Origin of the sequence: Pseudomonas sp. PAGU 2196 (genome assembly GCF_022179005.1) — a bacterium.
GTDB lineage: Bacteria > Pseudomonadota > Gammaproteobacteria > Pseudomonadales > Pseudomonadaceae > Aquipseudomonas > Aquipseudomonas kermanshahensis.
On record NZ_BNTL01000020.1, the window covers coordinates 249,205 to 264,384 of the forward strand.

Below are 15,180 nucleotides of genomic sequence, written 5' to 3' on the forward strand. Positions count from 1 at the left end.
GTACCCAGCACTTTTGCATTCACCTGACTGACGACGAGACCCCATGGCCAATCCCAGCGCTAGCGCCTATAACGCAGACGCCATCGAAGTCCTCTCGGGCCTTGATCCGGTCCGCAAGCGACCGGGCATGTACACCGACACCAGCCGACCGAACCACTTGGCCCAGGAAGTCATCGACAACAGTGTCGACGAAGCCCTGGCCGGTCACGCCCGTTCGGTGCAGGTCATCCTTCATGCCGACCACTCGCTGGAAGTCAGCGACGATGGCCGCGGCATGCCGGTGGACATCCACCCCGAAGAAGGCGTGTCCGGGGTCGAGCTGATCCTGACCAAGCTGCATGCCGGCGGCAAGTTCTCCAACAAGAACTACCAGTTCTCCGGTGGCCTGCACGGCGTGGGTATTTCGGTGGTCAACGCCCTGTCGACCCAGGTGCGCGTGCGCGTCAAGCGTGACGGCAACGAATACCAGATGACCTTCGCCGATGGCTTCAAGGCCAGCGAACTGGAAGTGGTGGGCTCGGTCGGCAAGCGCAACACCGGCACCAGCGTGTACTTCAGCCCCGACCCGAAGTACTTCGATTCGCCGAAATTCTCCATCAGCCGCCTCAAGCACGTGCTCAAGGCCAAGGCCGTGCTGTGCCCGGGCCTGCTGGTCAGCTTCGAGGACAAAGGCAGCGGCGAGAAGGTCGAGTGGCACTACGAGGATGGCCTGCGTTCCTACCTGGTCGACTCGGTCAGCGAGTACCTGCGCCTGCCCGACGAGCCGTTCTGCGGCAGCCTGGCCGGTAACAAGGAGGCCGTGGACTGGGCCTTGCTGTGGCTGCCTGAAGGCGGCGACAGCGTTCAGGAAAGCTACGTCAACCTGATCCCCACCGCCCAGGGCGGCACCCATGTCAACGGCCTGCGCCAAGGCCTGCTGGATGCCATGCGCGAGTTCTGCGAGTTCCGCAATTTGCTGCCCCGCGGGGTCAAGCTGGCGCCTGAAGACGTCTGGGAGCGCATCACCTTCGTGCTGTCGATGAAGATGCAGGAGCCACAGTTCTCCGGGCAGACCAAAGAGCGCCTGTCGTCCCGTGAGGCGGCCGCCTTCGTTTCCGGCGTGGTCAAGGACGCATTCAGCCTGTGGCTCAATGCCCACCCCGAGCTGGGCATGCAACTGGCTGAACTGGCCATCAGCAACGCCGGCCGTCGTCTCAAGGCCAGCAAGAAGGTCGAACGCAAGCGCATCACCCAAGGCCCGGCGCTGCCGGGCAAGCTGGCGGATTGCGCAGGCCAGGACCCAATGCGCGCCGAGCTGTTCCTGGTCGAGGGCGACTCTGCCGGTGGTTCGGCCAAGCAGGCGCGGGACAAAGAGTTCCAGGCGATCCTGCCGCTACGCGGGAAAATCCTCAACACCTGGGAAGTGGACGGTGGCGAAGTCCTGGCCAGCCAGGAAGTGCACAACATTGCCGTGGCCATCGGCGTCGACCCGGGGGCTGCCGACCTCTCACAGCTGCGCTACGGCAAAATCTGCATTCTCGCCGACGCCGACTCTGACGGCTTGCACATTGCCACGCTGCTGTGCGCACTGTTCGTGCAGCATTTCCGCCCACTGGTGGAGGCCGGCCATGTCTACGTGGCCATGCCGCCGCTGTACCGCATCGACCTCGGCAAGGAAATTTACTACGCCCTGGACGAAGCCGAGCGCGACGGCATCCTCGATCGCCTGGTGGCCGAGAAGAAGCGCGGCAAGCCGCAAGTCACGCGATTCAAGGGGCTGGGTGAAATGAACCCGCCACAGCTGCGCGAAACCACCATGGACCCGAACACCCGGCGCCTGGTGCAGCTGACGCTGGACGATGTGCAGGCCACCTGCGAGCTGATGGACAAACTGCTGGCCAAGAAGCGCGCTGGCGACCGCAAGAGCTGGCTGGAAACCAAAGGTAACCTTGCCGAGGTCATGGTTTGATTCGGCTGTTTCTCGCCGCTTGCCTTGCCCTGGTTACCTTGCCGAGTGTGGCGGGCGACTGGCCGCAGTTGAAGATGACTGCCGAATACCCCGTCGAGGGTATGCGCGGCGGCAACTTGTCTGGGTTGGTGCAGTGCCGGGGGGCGTTGTGGGGTGTATCCGACCGTGACGATGACCGGGTCTACCGCTTCGATCAGCAAAACGCGGTGTGGCGTGCACAACCGCTGACCTTCACCCCGCCGCCCGTACCCGAGAGCGGCTTGCCGTGGGGGCTGAAGTCGCGCAACTGGGCGGCGTCCTATGTGCGCGGTGGCGAGCTGGATTTCGAAGGCATCACCTGTGACCAGGCCGGTAGCCTCTACCTGGTCAGCGAGGCGCATGCCGGCGTGTTGCGCATCCCGCTCGAGGGTGAGCCGGACTGGCTGAAGATCGACCCGGCCATGGTTCGGCAGGCGCGGGCCAGTGGCATGCTGCTTAACTTCAATGCCTTGTTCGAAGGCCTGGCGATCAACCCGGCGGGTGACCGCATCTGGCTGGCCGCCGAGCGCGAGCGCCGGGGCTTGGTGGCGATCGAGCGTCAGCAGTCGGTGTGGACCTGCGGGCGCAGTTGCGTGCTGCTGAGCGAGGCTGGCGTCGAGATGCAGCCGGCGCAGATGCCCAACCCCCGGGCGCTGTCGCGTGATTTTGCCGACCTGGCCTGGTTCGAGGGCAAGCTGTACACCCTTGAGCGTAACGCCTACCGCATTTGTCGCCGCGACGCAGACAGCGGCGTGGTCGAGCGTTGCTGGTCGTTCGCCGCCGATGCGTTGGTGGAATCGCGCCGGTACGATCAGCCGTACGGCCTGGCAGAAGCCCTGGTAATCGATGCCAAAGGCGCCTGGATTGGCCTGGACAACAACAATGGCGTGCGCGCCGATGGCGAGGCACGCCCGATCGTCTGGCGCTTTGACGCACCTGCCGGCGGCTGGAGCGCCAAGCCATGAGCCAGGCTCCGGGCAAGCGTGCCGGCAAGCTACTGATGATCGTCGCCTGGGCGGCGGCGTTGTTCCTTGCCACGCGTTTCTTCGGCCAATGGGAAGACAGCCAGCGCAACCCTAATGCCCAGGTGCAGTCTTCACGTGGCGAAGGCTTTATCGAGGTGCGCCTGCTGAGCAATGGCCAGGGGCACTTCGTGGTGGATGGCGCGATCAATGGCCAGGCCGTGCATTTCATGCTCGACACCGGGGCGACCGACGTGGCGATACCTGAGGCCTTGGCCCACACGCTGGCGCTTGCGCGCGGCAGCCCGGTGCTGCTCAGTACCGCAAACGGCCGCACCGAAGGCTACCGCACGCGGCTGAATACCCTGCAGCTGGGTGATATCCGCCTGCAGGACGTGCGAGCCACCGTGGTGCCCGGCCTGGACGGGCAGACCGTGCTGCTCGGCATGAGCGCCCTGAAACAACTTGAATTTACCCAGCGCGGCGGCACCATGCTGCTGCGCCAGAACCTGAAATGACGAGGCCCGCATGAGCGACTCACTGGAACTCAGCCTCGACGGCGTCGAACGCCGCTCGCTGGCGGACTTCACCGAACAGGCCTACCTCAACTACTCCATGTACGTGATCATGGACCGGGCCCTGCCGCACATCGGCGACGGCCTGAAGCCGGTGCAGCGACGCATCGTCTACGCCATGAGCGAGTTGGGGCTCGATGCCGATGCCAAGCACAAGAAGTCGGCGCGTACCGTCGGCGACGTGCTCGGCAAGTTCCACCCTCACGGCGACTCGGCCTGCTACGAAGCCATGGTGTTGATGGCGCAGCCGTTCAGCTACCGCTACACCCTGGTCGATGGCCAGGGCAACTGGGGTGCGCCGGACGACCCGAAGTCGTTCGCCGCCATGCGTTACACCGAAGCAAGGCTGTCGCGCTACGCCGAAGTGCTGCTCAACGAAGTGGGCCAAGGCACCGTGGACTGGGTGCCGAACTTCGACGGTACCCTGCAGGAGCCAGCGGTATTGCCAGCGCGCCTGCCCAACATCCTGCTCAACGGCACCACCGGTATCGCCGTGGGCATGGCCACCGACGTGCCGCCGCACAACCTGCGTGAAGTGGCCAGTGCCTGCGTCCGTTTGCTCGACGAGCCCAAGGCCACGATCGAGCAGCTGTGCGAGCACATTCAGGGCCCGGACTACCCGACCGAAGCAGAGATCATCACCCCGCGCGCCGAGATCCTGAAGATCTACGAAACCGGCCGCGGCTCGATCCGCATGCGCGCCGTTTATCGTGTCGAAGATGGCGATGTGGTGGTCACCGCACTGCCGCACCAGGTCTCCGGGGCCAAGGTACTGGAGCAGATCGCCGCCCAGATGCAGGCCAAGAAGCTGCCGATGGTGGCCGACCTGCGTGACGAGTCAGACCACGAGAACCCGTGCCGCATCGTCATCATCCCGCGCTCCAACCGGGTGGATGCCGACGAACTGATGCAGCATTTGTTCGCCACCACCGACCTGGAAAGCAGCTACCGGGTCAACGTCAACATCATCGGCCTCGACGGCCGGCCGCAGCTGAAGAACCTGCGCGCCCTGTTGCTGGAGTGGCTGGAGTTCCGTACCACTACCGTCCGTCGCCGGCTGCAACACCGTCTGGACAAGGTTGAGCGTCGCCTGCACTTGCTTGAGGGCTTGTTGACGGCCTTCCTCAACCTGGATGAAGTGATTCACATCATCCGCACCGAGGAGCATCCCAAGCAGGCGTTGATCGACCGCTTCCAACTGACTGAAATCCAGGCCGACTACATCCTCGAAACCCGCCTGCGGCAGCTGGCGCGCCTTGAAGAAATGAAGATTCGCGGCGAGCAGGACGAACTGCTCAAAGAGCAAGCCAAGCTGCTGGCCTTGCTCGGCAGCGACGCCAAGCTGCGCAAGCTGGTGCGCACCGAGCTGATCAAGGACGCCGAAAACTATGGCGATGACCGTCGTTCGCCAATCGTCGAGCGTGCCGAGGCCAAGGCGCTGTCGGAAAACGAGCTGATGCCGACCGAACCGGTCACCGTCGTACTGTCGGAAAAGGGCTGGGTGCGTTGCGCCAAGGGCCACGACATCGATGCCACCGGCCTCTCGTACAAGGCGGGCGATGGCTTCAAGGCCGCCGCTGCCGGGCGCTCCAACCAGTTTGCCGTGCTGATCGACTCCACGGGCCGCAGCTATTCGGTGGCCGCGCATACCCTGCCGTCGGCGCGGGGGCAGGGCGAGCCGCTGACCGGCCGCCTGACACCGCCACCTGGGGCAACCTTCGAGTGTGTGCTGTTGCCTGACGATGACGCCCTGTATGTGGTGGCGTCGGACGCCGGCTACGGGTTCGTGGTCAAGGGTGAAGACCTGCAGGCCAAGAACAAGGCCGGCAAGGGCCTGCTCAGCCTGCCCAACGGGGCAAAAGTGATGACGCCACGCCCGGTCGCCAACCGCGAGCAGGATTGGCTGGCGGCGGTGACCACCGAGGGCCGGCTGCTGGTGTTCAAGGTCAGCGACTTGCCGCAACTGGGTAAAGGCAAGGGCAACAAGATCATCGGCGTGCCCGGTGATCGGGTGGCCAGCCGTGAAGAATTTGTCACCGACCTGGCGGTGATGGCCGAAGGGGCGACCCTTGTATTGCAAGCCGGCAAGCGTACGCTATCTCTGAAAGCGGACGACCTGGAGCACTACAAGGGCGAACGAGGCCGGCGCGGCAGCAAGCTGCCACGCGGCTTCCAGCGTGTCGATGGGTTGCAGGTGGAAGGTCCGGCGTAACCCGGTGAAATGTCTGGAACGGCAATTTCAGCGCCGTTCCAGGCAGAAATGCTGGAGTCGGACAGCTATTTCGCGGATGATATGGCCCCTGCGGTGCCGGCGTAGCCGTGTGCCCGATTGAATCTACATGAGTATCACTGCGGTCTGCCTGTGGCGACCGCCTGGATGGGATGATGAAACTTCTGCGCCTTCCATTTGCGCTGTTGATGACGGGCCTTTTGGGGCTGGGCGGATGCAGCATGCATCAGCCGGTTGCCTTGTACCAGCTCGACAGCGGTGATCCTGGCCAGCCGTCGCAAAGCGCGGGCATGGCTGTGGTGCTCGGCCCGGTGTCGGTTGCCGATTACCTGCAACGCGAGACGTTCCTGCAGCGTCAGGCCGATGGCAGCCTGAGTTCGGCGACCGACGGTCGTTGGGCGGGCAGCCTCTCGTCGGACATTGACCAGTTGCTGGTTCGCCAGCTGGCCTGGCGCCTGGACAGCCAGCGCGTGGTCCTGGCACCGGCAACCGCTGGCTTCAGCCCGGACGTGCAAGTCTTGCTGTCGATTACCCGCCTGGATTCTGGCAAGGACCAGCCGGCGATTCTCGATGCCCAATGGCGTCTGCTCGACCGTCGTGGCCATGTGCGCGACAACCGCATCGTTCACCTCGAGCAGCAGCACGAGGGTAGCGAGGCGTCGCAGGTGCAGGCGCAAGGGCAATTGCTGCAAAAGCTGGCTGAACAATTGAGCACAGCGGTCAAACCGTTGGCCAATCAGCCTGCCATTGCCGAAGAAACGCCGAAAAAGCCAGCTGCACCGGTACAGGTGAAGAAGGCGCCGGAGAAATCCAAGATCCCGATGGCTTCGCCGATCCGTACCGATATGGAAGTCTATCGGTTCTGATGGTTCCGCCAGATACGAAAAAGCCCGCACATGTGCGGGCTTTTTCGTATCTGCTACGTGATCGCTGTAGGAGCAGCCTTGCGCTGCGAAGAGGCCAGTCCTGGCAACAGAGATGCATTGCCAGCCCCGGCCCCTTCGCAGCACAAGGCTGGTCGTACAATCAGGCTCGGCGCTCGTGCATCCGCGCCAGTTGCCGTTCCAGCATCGACGGGTAAGGCTCCATCAGCCGCTCCACGCAGCACGCGCCTTCTGGGCTGGCAATCGGGCGGATCCGCGCGCGCTGACGAATCAGTGCGTCGTCGCTGATCTGACGCTCCACCAGCAACAGGTTGCGGCTGTGCTGCGACAGCGCCAGGGCATCCTGGGCTTTTTCAGCCATCAGCAGGTCGACCAGCTCCAGCCCATGCAGGTCGTTACCCAGGGCCAGGCCCAGCTGCAGTTGCAGGGTAATGCCACTGTCCGCGACTTCGATCTGCAAGGCATGGCCCAGTGCGCGCAGCAGCTCGCCACAGCAGATCGCATTGGTCAGGTAGTCCTCGCCACAGTCGCGGCTGTGGAACAGCACCAGAGTACTGCCGTCGTTGAGCGTGTGGGTTTCGCCCTCATACAGCGAGGCGGCATGCTCCAGGCAGTCGCGGTAGCGCTCCAGCAACTCGGTCAGGCGCGTGCGCGGCAGGCGGCGCAGTTGCTCTTGCGAGCCGAGCTGCACGGCCAGCACAGCACTGTTTTGCGGCTCGTCAGACTCGAACGGCACCGCCTTCGGCGCGCTGTCCTCGTTATCGAGCAACCCGGCGAAGGCTTCATCGTCCTCGTCGTCTGCCTGTGCGACAACCTTGGCGCGCGGGGCAGCCTTGGGTGCAGGTGCGGCTTCGTGCAGGTGCTCGAAGGTGTCTTCGTCGTCCTCGTCTTCCGGCTCTGGCTCGGGTTCAGGCGGTGGCGGCGGGGCCAGGCGAGTGTGCAACTGGCGGGCGATGTCACCGATCTCGTCCTGACGGTCGGTGGCCGGGGTGTAGGGGTGCGGGTCGCGCAGCCAGACTCGCAGCTGCAGCAGCGGCAGGGTGATATGGCGGGCCTGGCGCAGGCTCAGGCTCAGTGCCAGGGCCAGCAGGATGGCGGCGAGAATGCCCATGCTTTGCAGGCTGATCAGCATCGGCTGCTGGAACTGGCCCATGTCCAGGCTGATGCGCAGCTGCCCGGCGGTGACGTCCTGGAAGGTGATCTTGGTTTGGTACAGGCCTTCGGCCTCGCCCAGCAGGCTGTTGCGCGGGCGCTGGCCGGCTTCGGCGAGGATGCGGTTGTCCACGCTGTAGATCGCCGCATGGGCCACCAATGGGTTTTTCACCAGGTTACCCAGCAGCACGTTGAGGCTGAGGATGTCGTTGGACACCAACAGCTCCGTGGCCGACGTGGCCGTCTGCGTGGTCAGGCTCTGGCCGAGCGCATCCGCCTGCTCGTGCATGGCCTGCTTGAACTGCAGGCCCATCACGCAGGCATAGATGACCAGCGCCAGCGCCACCAAGAAAATGTTGGTGAAGGCGATGCGCAGCGCCAGAGGGACGCGACGTTGACTCAGGGCACGATAGATCATCAGGAAGAAGTTGTCTGGCTTGACGGGGGTGGGCCGGTTCACAGAGCTCGGCTCTTAATGGCATAAAAGTGAGGGGCAGTATAGCGACCCCGGTTTTTTCGGCAAAGTATCGTTCGTGCCCGATGGTCACGGAAAATCGGTAGAATGCGCATTTTTCATCGAAGTCGGAGTCCGGTCTTGCGCGAAATCGTCCTGATCAACATCACAGGTGAAGACCGTCCCGGTCTCACCGCGGCCATCACCGGCGTCCTGCTGCAGGGTGGTGTGAACATCCTCGACATCGGCCTGGCGGTCATGCACGGCACCTTGTCGTTCGGCATTTTGGTCGATATCCCGGACAACGAAGTGGCCACCAACCTGCTGCAAAGCGTGCAGGCCAAGGCCCATGAGCTGAATCTGCAGGCACGTTACACGCCGATTTCCGAGGCCGATTACCAGCATTGGGCCGATGGCCACGGTGAGGCGCGTCATATCGTCACCCTACTCAGCCGCAAGATCACCCCAGAGCAGTTGCAACGGGTCAGCGCGGTCATCAGCCAGTACGGCCTGACCATCGAGCGCATCGAGCGCCTGTCTGCCCGTGTGGGCCTGGATGCCGACACCGAGAAGGGCAAGGCGGCCGTCGAGATTTCCGTGCGCGGAGAGCCGAGCGATGCCCAGGCCTTGCGTGCAGACTTCTTCGCCCTGGCCGAAGCACTGAGCATCGACATCGCCTTCCAGAAGGACGACCTGTTCCGTCGCAACCGCCGCCTGGCGGTGTTCGACATGGACTCGACGCTGATCGAGGCCGAGGTCATCGACGAACTGGCCAAGGCTGCCGGCGTCGGCGAGCAAGTGGCTGCAATCACCGAGCGGGCCATGCGCGGCGAGCTGGACTTCCGCGCCAGCTTCAAAGAGCGCATGGCGTTGCTCAAGGGCCTGGACGTGGGCGTGCTGGATGAGATCGGTGCCTCGCTGCGCCTGACCGAAGGTGCCGAGAACCTGTTCGCCGAGCTCAAGCGCCTGGGCTACAAGACTGCGATCCTGTCCGGTGGCTTTACGTATTTCGCCCGTCAGGTGCAGGCGCGCCTGGGCATCGATTACGTGTTCGCCAACGAGCTGGAAGTGGTCGACGGCAAGGTGACTGGCGTGGCTGTTGAGCCTATCGTCGATGCGCAGCGCAAGGCTGAGCTGCTGCAGCAGTTGGCCCGCGAAGAGGGCTTGCAACTGGACCAGACCATCGCCGTGGGTGATGGTGCCAATGACCTGCCGATGCTGTCGCTGGCGGGCCTGGGCGTGGCGTTCCGTGCCAAGCCGCTGGTACGTCAATCGGCCAAGCAGGCGATTTCGACCCTGGGGCTGGACGGTGTGCTGTACCTGCTGGGGCTGCGAGACCGCGACGCGCGCGGCTGATTCGAGATTTTGGGGCTGCTTTGCAGTCCTGATCTCTGTAGAAGCAGCCTTGCGCTGCGAAGAGGCCGGTGAAGCGGCGAAGATTTAGCAGTCTTCGCTGGCCTCTTCGCAGCACAAGGCTGCGCCTACAGGGGCATGTGTACTTGCTGGCCTCAGGCTTCGGCAGGCGCTGCCAGTAACTGCCCCATGCGCACCGCCGAACCGGCACCCAGGCTTTCTGCCCACTTCACCTGCTCTGGCCCGAACAGCACGATGGCGGTCGAACCCAGTTTGAAGCGGCCCAGTTCGGCGCCTTTTTCCAAGTGGATCGGCGCGCGGCTGCCTTCGTCGTAACGGAAGGTCTTCAGCTCACGCTTGGGTGGGGTTACCAAGCCGGCCCAGACCGTCTCGATCGAGGCGACGATCATCGCACCCACCAGCACCACGGCCATCGGCCCACGCTCGGTGTCGAACAGGCACACCACACGCTCGTTACGGGCAAACAGCTCGGGGACGTTTTCTGCAGTGGTCTGGTTCACCGAGAACAGGCGGCCCGGCACATACACCATCTCGCGCAGGGTGCCGGCCAGCGGCATGTGCACGCGGTGGTAGTCCTTCGGCGACAGGTAGATGGTGGCAAACTCACCGCCCATGAACGGCGCAGCCATGGCTGGATCGCCGCCCAGCAGCTCTTGCGCGCTGAAGCCGTGGCCCTTGGCCTGGAAGATACGGCCGTGTTCGATCGGGCCAAGCTGGCTGACCGCGCCGTCGGCCGGGCACAGGATGGCACCGGGCGTTTCGTCCAGCGGACGGGCGCCGGGCTTCAGGGCACGGGTGAAGAAGGCGTTGAAGTGTTCGTAAGCGCTCAGGTCTTCGACCAGGGCCTCGGACATGTTCACCTGGTAGCGCTTGGCAAACCAGGCGGTGAAGGCGTTTTTGAACCAGCGTGCACGGCACTCGGCAATGCAGCCGGCCAGCCGCGACAGCAGGTGGTGCGGCAGCAGGTACTGGCTGATGATGAACAAACGGGATTTCATGCAGGTTCCTTAGACTTCTACAGGCGTGTCCGGGTGGTTGCCCCATTCGCTCCACGAGCCGGCGTAGGCCTTGACGCGTGGGTAGCCGAGGGATTTGGCCACCAGGTAGGTGAAACCGGAGCGGCGGTGGGTCTGGCAGTGGGTGATCACTTCCTTGTCGGGGGTGATGCCCAGCTTTTCGAGGACGTCAGCGATGTCCTGGCGGATGCGCAGGTGGTCATTGAGGTCCATGCCGGCGGTCCACTCGAAGTTGATCGCGCCGGGAATATGACCGCCTTTAGCCGCCAGCACCTTCTCGCCGCTGTATTCCTGCGGGCCGCGGGCGTCCCAGATGACCAGGTCATCGGCGCCCAGGCGGCTTTGCAGGTATTCGCGGGTGGCGGTTGGCTCGCCATGCACGTGCAAGCGTACGGGCGTGTTGGCCGGTGCCGGTACGTCGGTCACCAGCGTGTCGGCCGGCCAGGCCTGGATACCACCATTGAGGTAGTGGTAAGCCTTGTGGCCGATCACGTCGAGCAACCAGATGAAGCGCCCGGCCCAGCCGCCGCCTTCATCGTCATACACCACATACACGGCGTCGTCGCGGTGGCCGAGTTCGCTGAACAGTTTTTCCAGATCGCCCGAGGCCGGCAGCAGGCCGGGCGCAGGAGGCTGGCCCAGCTGGGTGCGCTTGCCCTCGACGAAGCGTGCGCCGGGGATATGGCCGCTGACATAGCGGTTGGCGCTGCTCAGGTCGACCAGGATCAGCTGTGGCGAATCCAGGCGCGGCAGCAGGTCTGCGGCTTCGATCACCAGGGGCAGGCCGGAAAAGTCAGTCATCCACGGTCTCCAGTGTGGAAAGAGGGGCGATTGTAGCGCAAGGCTCAGCCCTTGCGGTTGGCAAACACCGACAGCGCGCGCTCGATGCATTGCGCGGTTTTACCAAAGGCTTGCACGCTGATATCGGCCAATGGCCGGCAGCCCTGGTCGGCCACCATCAGCATCAGCACCTGATCGTTTACTGCCAGCGAGCGCAGCAGCACGTGCTCGCTGCGGAACAGGGCACGCAGCGGGGCGGGCAGCAGGGCCGAGAACTGGCTGTGGTTTTCCGGGGTGATGCGCAACTGTCCGGCCTGGGCCATCAGCTTTTGCAGTAGTTTGTTTTGCGACACCTGCAGGGCCAGGGCTCCGGCCTCTTTGGGCAAGCCGGCGGTCTGTTGCACGCGCAGGTAGTCGCTGGCCTTGTCCAGGCTCAGCAGCAGGATGCGTTGCATGCCGCAGGCCAGCAGGGCTTCGCGGGCCTGGGTGGCCAGGTGCACGGTATTGGTGAACGGGCTGGGCTGGGCCAACAGGTCCTGGCACAGCTTGCGCCAGCGCGCCAGGTCGTCGCTATTGGGCGGTGGTGGGGCCAGCATGTCCGGGTGCGGGCGGCGCTGGTACCAGGGCCAGATCAGTGCTTCCGCCGGGTGGAACAGGGCATGCCTGGCGTGGCGGCGGGCGCTGGCCGCGGCCTGCTGGTGCACTTGCTGCTGCACGTCTTCCAGCGAGGTTTGCAGGTAGAGCGCAGTCAGCAGCTGCCAACGCAGCAGGTGCGGGTTGTCCCAGCCCACCTGCGCCGCCAGCGCAAGGTTGTTGGCCAGCAGCACGGTGTTGGCCGGCTGGTTGAACCAGCGGCGCAGGCCCGGCTCGGCATCCAGGCGGTGTTGCTGGCTGAGCAGGTCTTCGTCGCGGGCGATGCTCAGCACCTGGGCCAGTTGTTCGCGTTCTTCCAACAACAGGCGGTAACCCTGGGTTACCCACTGCGGCAGGCGCCAGTACTCCGCCATGGTCCGGCACAGCGCCATGATGCGCACGCCAAACAGCTCTTCTTCTACCTGGGCGGCGTCCTCGCCCTTGTGGATAACCCGCAGCTCCCAGGTGTCGAGCAGCTTGGGGTAGGCCAGTGCCAGCGGCCACAGGGGTGACAGGAACAGTAGGCTGCCCCAGTGAATTTCCTGCCACAGCCTTGCCAGGCGGCCGGCGAACAGGCCGCTGGCCTGCTGCGAGGCGTGTTGGCTGATCAGCTGGAACTGGCTGAGCACTGGCGGGATTTCTTCGACGGGCACGGAGGGCAGGCGCTTGAGCAACTGCTCGGTGCGGGCAAGGCCCAGCCGGTTAAGGGCGATTTCCAGGCTCTCGGCAGGCTCGGCCTGGCTGGCGTTGGTCGGGTGATTGGCCTCACGCAGCACGGAAAGCACCAATGCCGGGCTGTCCTGCATCAGTTCGGCGATATCGCGCAGCGAGCGGCGGCTGTCATTGATGGCAGCGATTACCCGGTCGTGACTGTGCTTCGGCACAGGGATGCGGACACTCTCCAGCAGCTTTACCCAAGCCTCTAACGTACGCGGCGGCTGAGCGGGCACCTTGGTTTCAATTGGCATTTTGACATCAGTCCGAACTGGCTTTTCGCTTTGAGTGGCTATAGTCTGGCGCAGTTCTGCCGATAAGTAGAAGAAGAGTTTTAAAGCTCCCAGTCTCATACCCCGACCACGACAGCAAGTGCTTTGAACCTATGGCTAAAATTATCGGCATCATCGTCGTATTCGCGAGCGTGCTCGGCGGATACGTGCTCTCCCACGGCAAGATTGCGGCGCTGATCCAGCCGTTCGAAGTACTGATCATCGGCGGTGCGGCCTTCGGTGCATTCTTGCAGGCCAACCCTGGCCACATGACCATGCACGTCATCAAGAAGTCGATGAAGATGTTCGGCTCGCGCTTCTCCCATGCCTTCTACCTGGAAGTGCTGGGCTTGGTGTACGAGATCCTCAACAAGAGCCGTCGTGAAGGCATGATGGCCATCGAGAGTGATATCGAGGACGCCGCAGCCAGCCCGATCTTCGCCAAGTACCCCACCGTGCTGGCGGATGAGCGCATGACGGCGTTCGTCTGCGACTACTTGCGCATCATGTCCACCGGCAACATGGCCCCGCACGAGCTCGAAGGCTTGTTCGACATGGAGCTGCTGAGCATGAAGGAAGAGCTCGAACACCCCTCCCATGCGGTGACCGGCATTGCCGACGGCATGCCCGGCTTCGGTATCGTTGCGGCGGTACTCGGTATCGTGGTGACCATGGCTTCGCTCGGCGACGGCGACCAGGCGGCTATCGGCATGCACGTCGGTGCGGCGTTGGTCGGTACGTTCTTCGGTATCTTGGCGGCCTATGGCTTCTTCGGCCCCTTGGCCAAGTGCCTGGAGCACGATGCCAAGGAAGAGCTCAACCTTTATGAGTCGATCAAGGCCTCGCTGGTCGCGTCGGCCTCTGGCATGCCGCCGTCCCTGGCTGTGGAATTCGGGCGCAAGGTGCTCTACCCGAAACACCGCCCAAGTTTTGCCGAGCTGGAACAAGCGGTTCGCGGTCGCTGAGTCATGGAAAACAATCAGCCGATCATCATCAAGCGCGTCAAGCGCTTCGGCGGCGGCCATCATGGCGGCGCCTGGAAAATCGCCTTTGCCGACTTCGCCACGGCGATGATGGCGTTTTTCCTGGTGCTGTGGCTGTTATCCACAGCCACCCCCGAGCAGAAAATCGCCATTGCCGGTTACTTCCAGGACCCGATCGGCTTCTCCGAGAGTGGCACGCCCTACGTGATCGACCTGGGCGGCTCGCCTGAGATGGCGCCGGAAAAGACCATCAACCCTGAGGTGAAGACCGAGCCGACGCAGGAGTCCACGGTTCAGTTGAACAAGGACCAGGTCGAGACCATGGCCGAACAGGTCGAGCGCGAGCGCCTTGAGCTGTTGCTGCAGGAACTGCAGAACAAGGTCGAAGAAAACCCGCAGCTGCAGAAGTTCAAGGACCAGATCCTGTTCGAGATCACCCAGGACGGCTTGCGTATTCAGATCATGGATGCCGAGAACCGGCCGATGTTCGACCTCGGCAGTGCGCGTTTGCAGCCGTATTTCGAAGACATCCTGCTGGCCATGGCCGACACCATCAAGGCGGTGCCGAACAAGATCAGTGTCAGCGGCCACACCGATGCCAAGCCGTTCGCCGGCACCGGTGAGTTCGGCAACTGGGAGTTGTCGGCCAACCGTGCCAACGCGGCGCGGCGTGCGCTGGTTGCCGGGGGCTATCCGGATGGGCAAGTGGCCCGGGTGGTGGGTTATGCGTCGTCGTCGTTGTTCGACCGCAAGGACCCGTTCAACCCGGTCAACCGGCGTATCGACATCATCGTGCTGACCAAAAAGGCCCAGCGCGACATCGAAGGTGAGCAGGCTGCGCCCGAAACGCCTCCGGCCCAGCCAGCACCGCCTGCCGGCGCCGCGCCGGGGGCTTCTTCGGCCCCTGCTGTACCGGGCGCTGAGCAAGCGCCGATGCAGCCACGCGAGCTGCGTCAGAAGCTGAACATCTTCGAGGATGGCACGTTGAAGATGGACGAAGCCAAGGAGCAGTAAGTGACTGGGGCCGCTCTGCGGCCCATCGCTGGCAAGCCAGCTCCCACCCGAACTATGTAGCCTCCAAGTCAAGCGCCGCACCTGTGGGAGCTGGCTTGCCAGCGATGAGGCCGGAACAAGCACCACAAGACAGCTGCTCCCACAGGGGTTGTGCGAAGCTCAGGCCCACAC

12 protein-coding genes are annotated in these 15,180 nt (G+C 63.8%); 8 read left to right on the top strand and 4 right to left on the bottom strand.

What is annotated here, in order from left to right; genetic code table 11:
* Positions 1-43 precede the first annotated feature (43 nt).
* From parE to MFF34_RS18630, 5 genes are all read left to right on the top strand, one after another.
* Entirely contained in the window at positions 44-1,948 is a 1,905-nt protein-coding gene (parE, locus tag MFF34_RS18610) for a DNA topoisomerase IV subunit B (protein WP_027592509.1), read from the top strand.
* Positions 1,945-2,931 carry an esterase-like activity of phytase family protein gene (locus MFF34_RS18615; RefSeq protein WP_238215741.1) on the top strand — a complete coding sequence of 329 codons (987 nt, stop codon included), beginning with the start codon at positions 1,945-1,947 and terminating at the stop codon, positions 2,929-2,931. The genes parE and MFF34_RS18615 overlap by 4 nt, the downstream gene beginning before the upstream one ends.
* Positions 2,928-3,446, top strand: coding sequence for a TIGR02281 family clan AA aspartic protease (locus MFF34_RS18620; protein ID WP_027592511.1), 519 nt, complete (start codon positions 2,928-2,930; stop codon positions 3,444-3,446). The genes MFF34_RS18615 and MFF34_RS18620 overlap by 4 nt, the downstream gene beginning before the upstream one ends.
* Positions 3,447-3,456: 10 nt before the next feature.
* Positions 3,457-5,715, top strand: a complete 2,259-nt coding sequence (gene parC, locus MFF34_RS18625) for a DNA topoisomerase IV subunit A (RefSeq protein WP_238215743.1) — start codon at positions 3,457-3,459, stop codon at positions 5,713-5,715.
* Positions 5,716-5,888: 173 nt separating this feature from the next.
* Complete coding sequence (locus tag MFF34_RS18630; protein WP_099430589.1) at positions 5,889-6,599, top strand: membrane integrity-associated transporter subunit PqiC; 711 nt, start codon at positions 5,889-5,891, stop codon at positions 6,597-6,599.
* 160 nt (positions 6,600-6,759) lie between these two features.
* On the opposite strand, the gene MFF34_RS18635 is transcribed toward MFF34_RS18630, so the two are convergent.
* Positions 6,760-8,229, bottom strand: coding sequence for an AhpA/YtjB family protein (locus MFF34_RS18635; protein ID WP_099430588.1), 1,470 nt, complete (start codon positions 8,227-8,229; stop codon positions 6,760-6,762).
* Positions 8,230-8,364: 135 nt separating this feature from the next.
* Between MFF34_RS18635 and serB the strand changes: the two genes are divergently transcribed.
* Entirely contained in the window at positions 8,365-9,579 is a 1,215-nt protein-coding gene (serB, locus tag MFF34_RS18640) for a phosphoserine phosphatase SerB (protein WP_027592515.1), read from the top strand.
* A gap of 152 nt (positions 9,580-9,731) precedes the next feature.
* Here the strand turns inward: serB and asd are convergent, their stop codons facing one another.
* Genes asd through MFF34_RS18655 form a run of 3 tightly spaced genes read right to left on the bottom strand, consistent with a single transcriptional unit; the run spans position 9,732 to position 12,994 of the window.
* Positions 9,732-10,595 carry an archaetidylserine decarboxylase gene (gene asd, locus MFF34_RS18645; protein ID WP_099430587.1) on the bottom strand — a complete coding sequence of 288 codons (864 nt, stop codon included), beginning with the start codon at positions 10,593-10,595 and terminating at the stop codon, positions 9,732-9,734.
* A 9-nt stretch (positions 10,596-10,604) separates the two neighbouring features.
* Complete coding sequence (locus MFF34_RS18650) at positions 10,605-11,414, bottom strand: rhodanese-like domain-containing protein (RefSeq protein ID WP_238215745.1); 810 nt, start codon at positions 11,412-11,414, stop codon at positions 10,605-10,607.
* Positions 11,415-11,458: 44 nt separating this feature from the next.
* Positions 11,459-12,994 (bottom strand): HDOD domain-containing protein, encoded by a 1,536-nt coding sequence (locus MFF34_RS18655; protein WP_238215747.1) that lies wholly within the window; start codon positions 12,992-12,994, stop codon positions 11,459-11,461.
* Positions 12,995-13,125: 131 nt separating this feature from the next.
* Here MFF34_RS18655 and motA point away from each other — a divergent pair, with 131 nt between their 5' ends.
* Both motA and motB read left to right on the top strand, forming a co-directional pair.
* On the top strand, positions 13,126-13,977 hold the full coding sequence (motA, locus tag MFF34_RS18660) for a flagellar motor stator protein MotA (RefSeq protein ID WP_027592519.1): 852 nt from the start codon (positions 13,126-13,128) through the stop codon (positions 13,975-13,977).
* Between the two features lie 3 nt (positions 13,978-13,980).
* Positions 13,981-15,009 carry a flagellar motor protein MotB gene (motB, locus tag MFF34_RS18665; protein WP_238215749.1) on the top strand — a complete coding sequence of 343 codons (1,029 nt, stop codon included), beginning with the start codon at positions 13,981-13,983 and terminating at the stop codon, positions 15,007-15,009.
* The last annotated feature ends 171 nt before the right edge of the window (positions 15,010-15,180 follow it).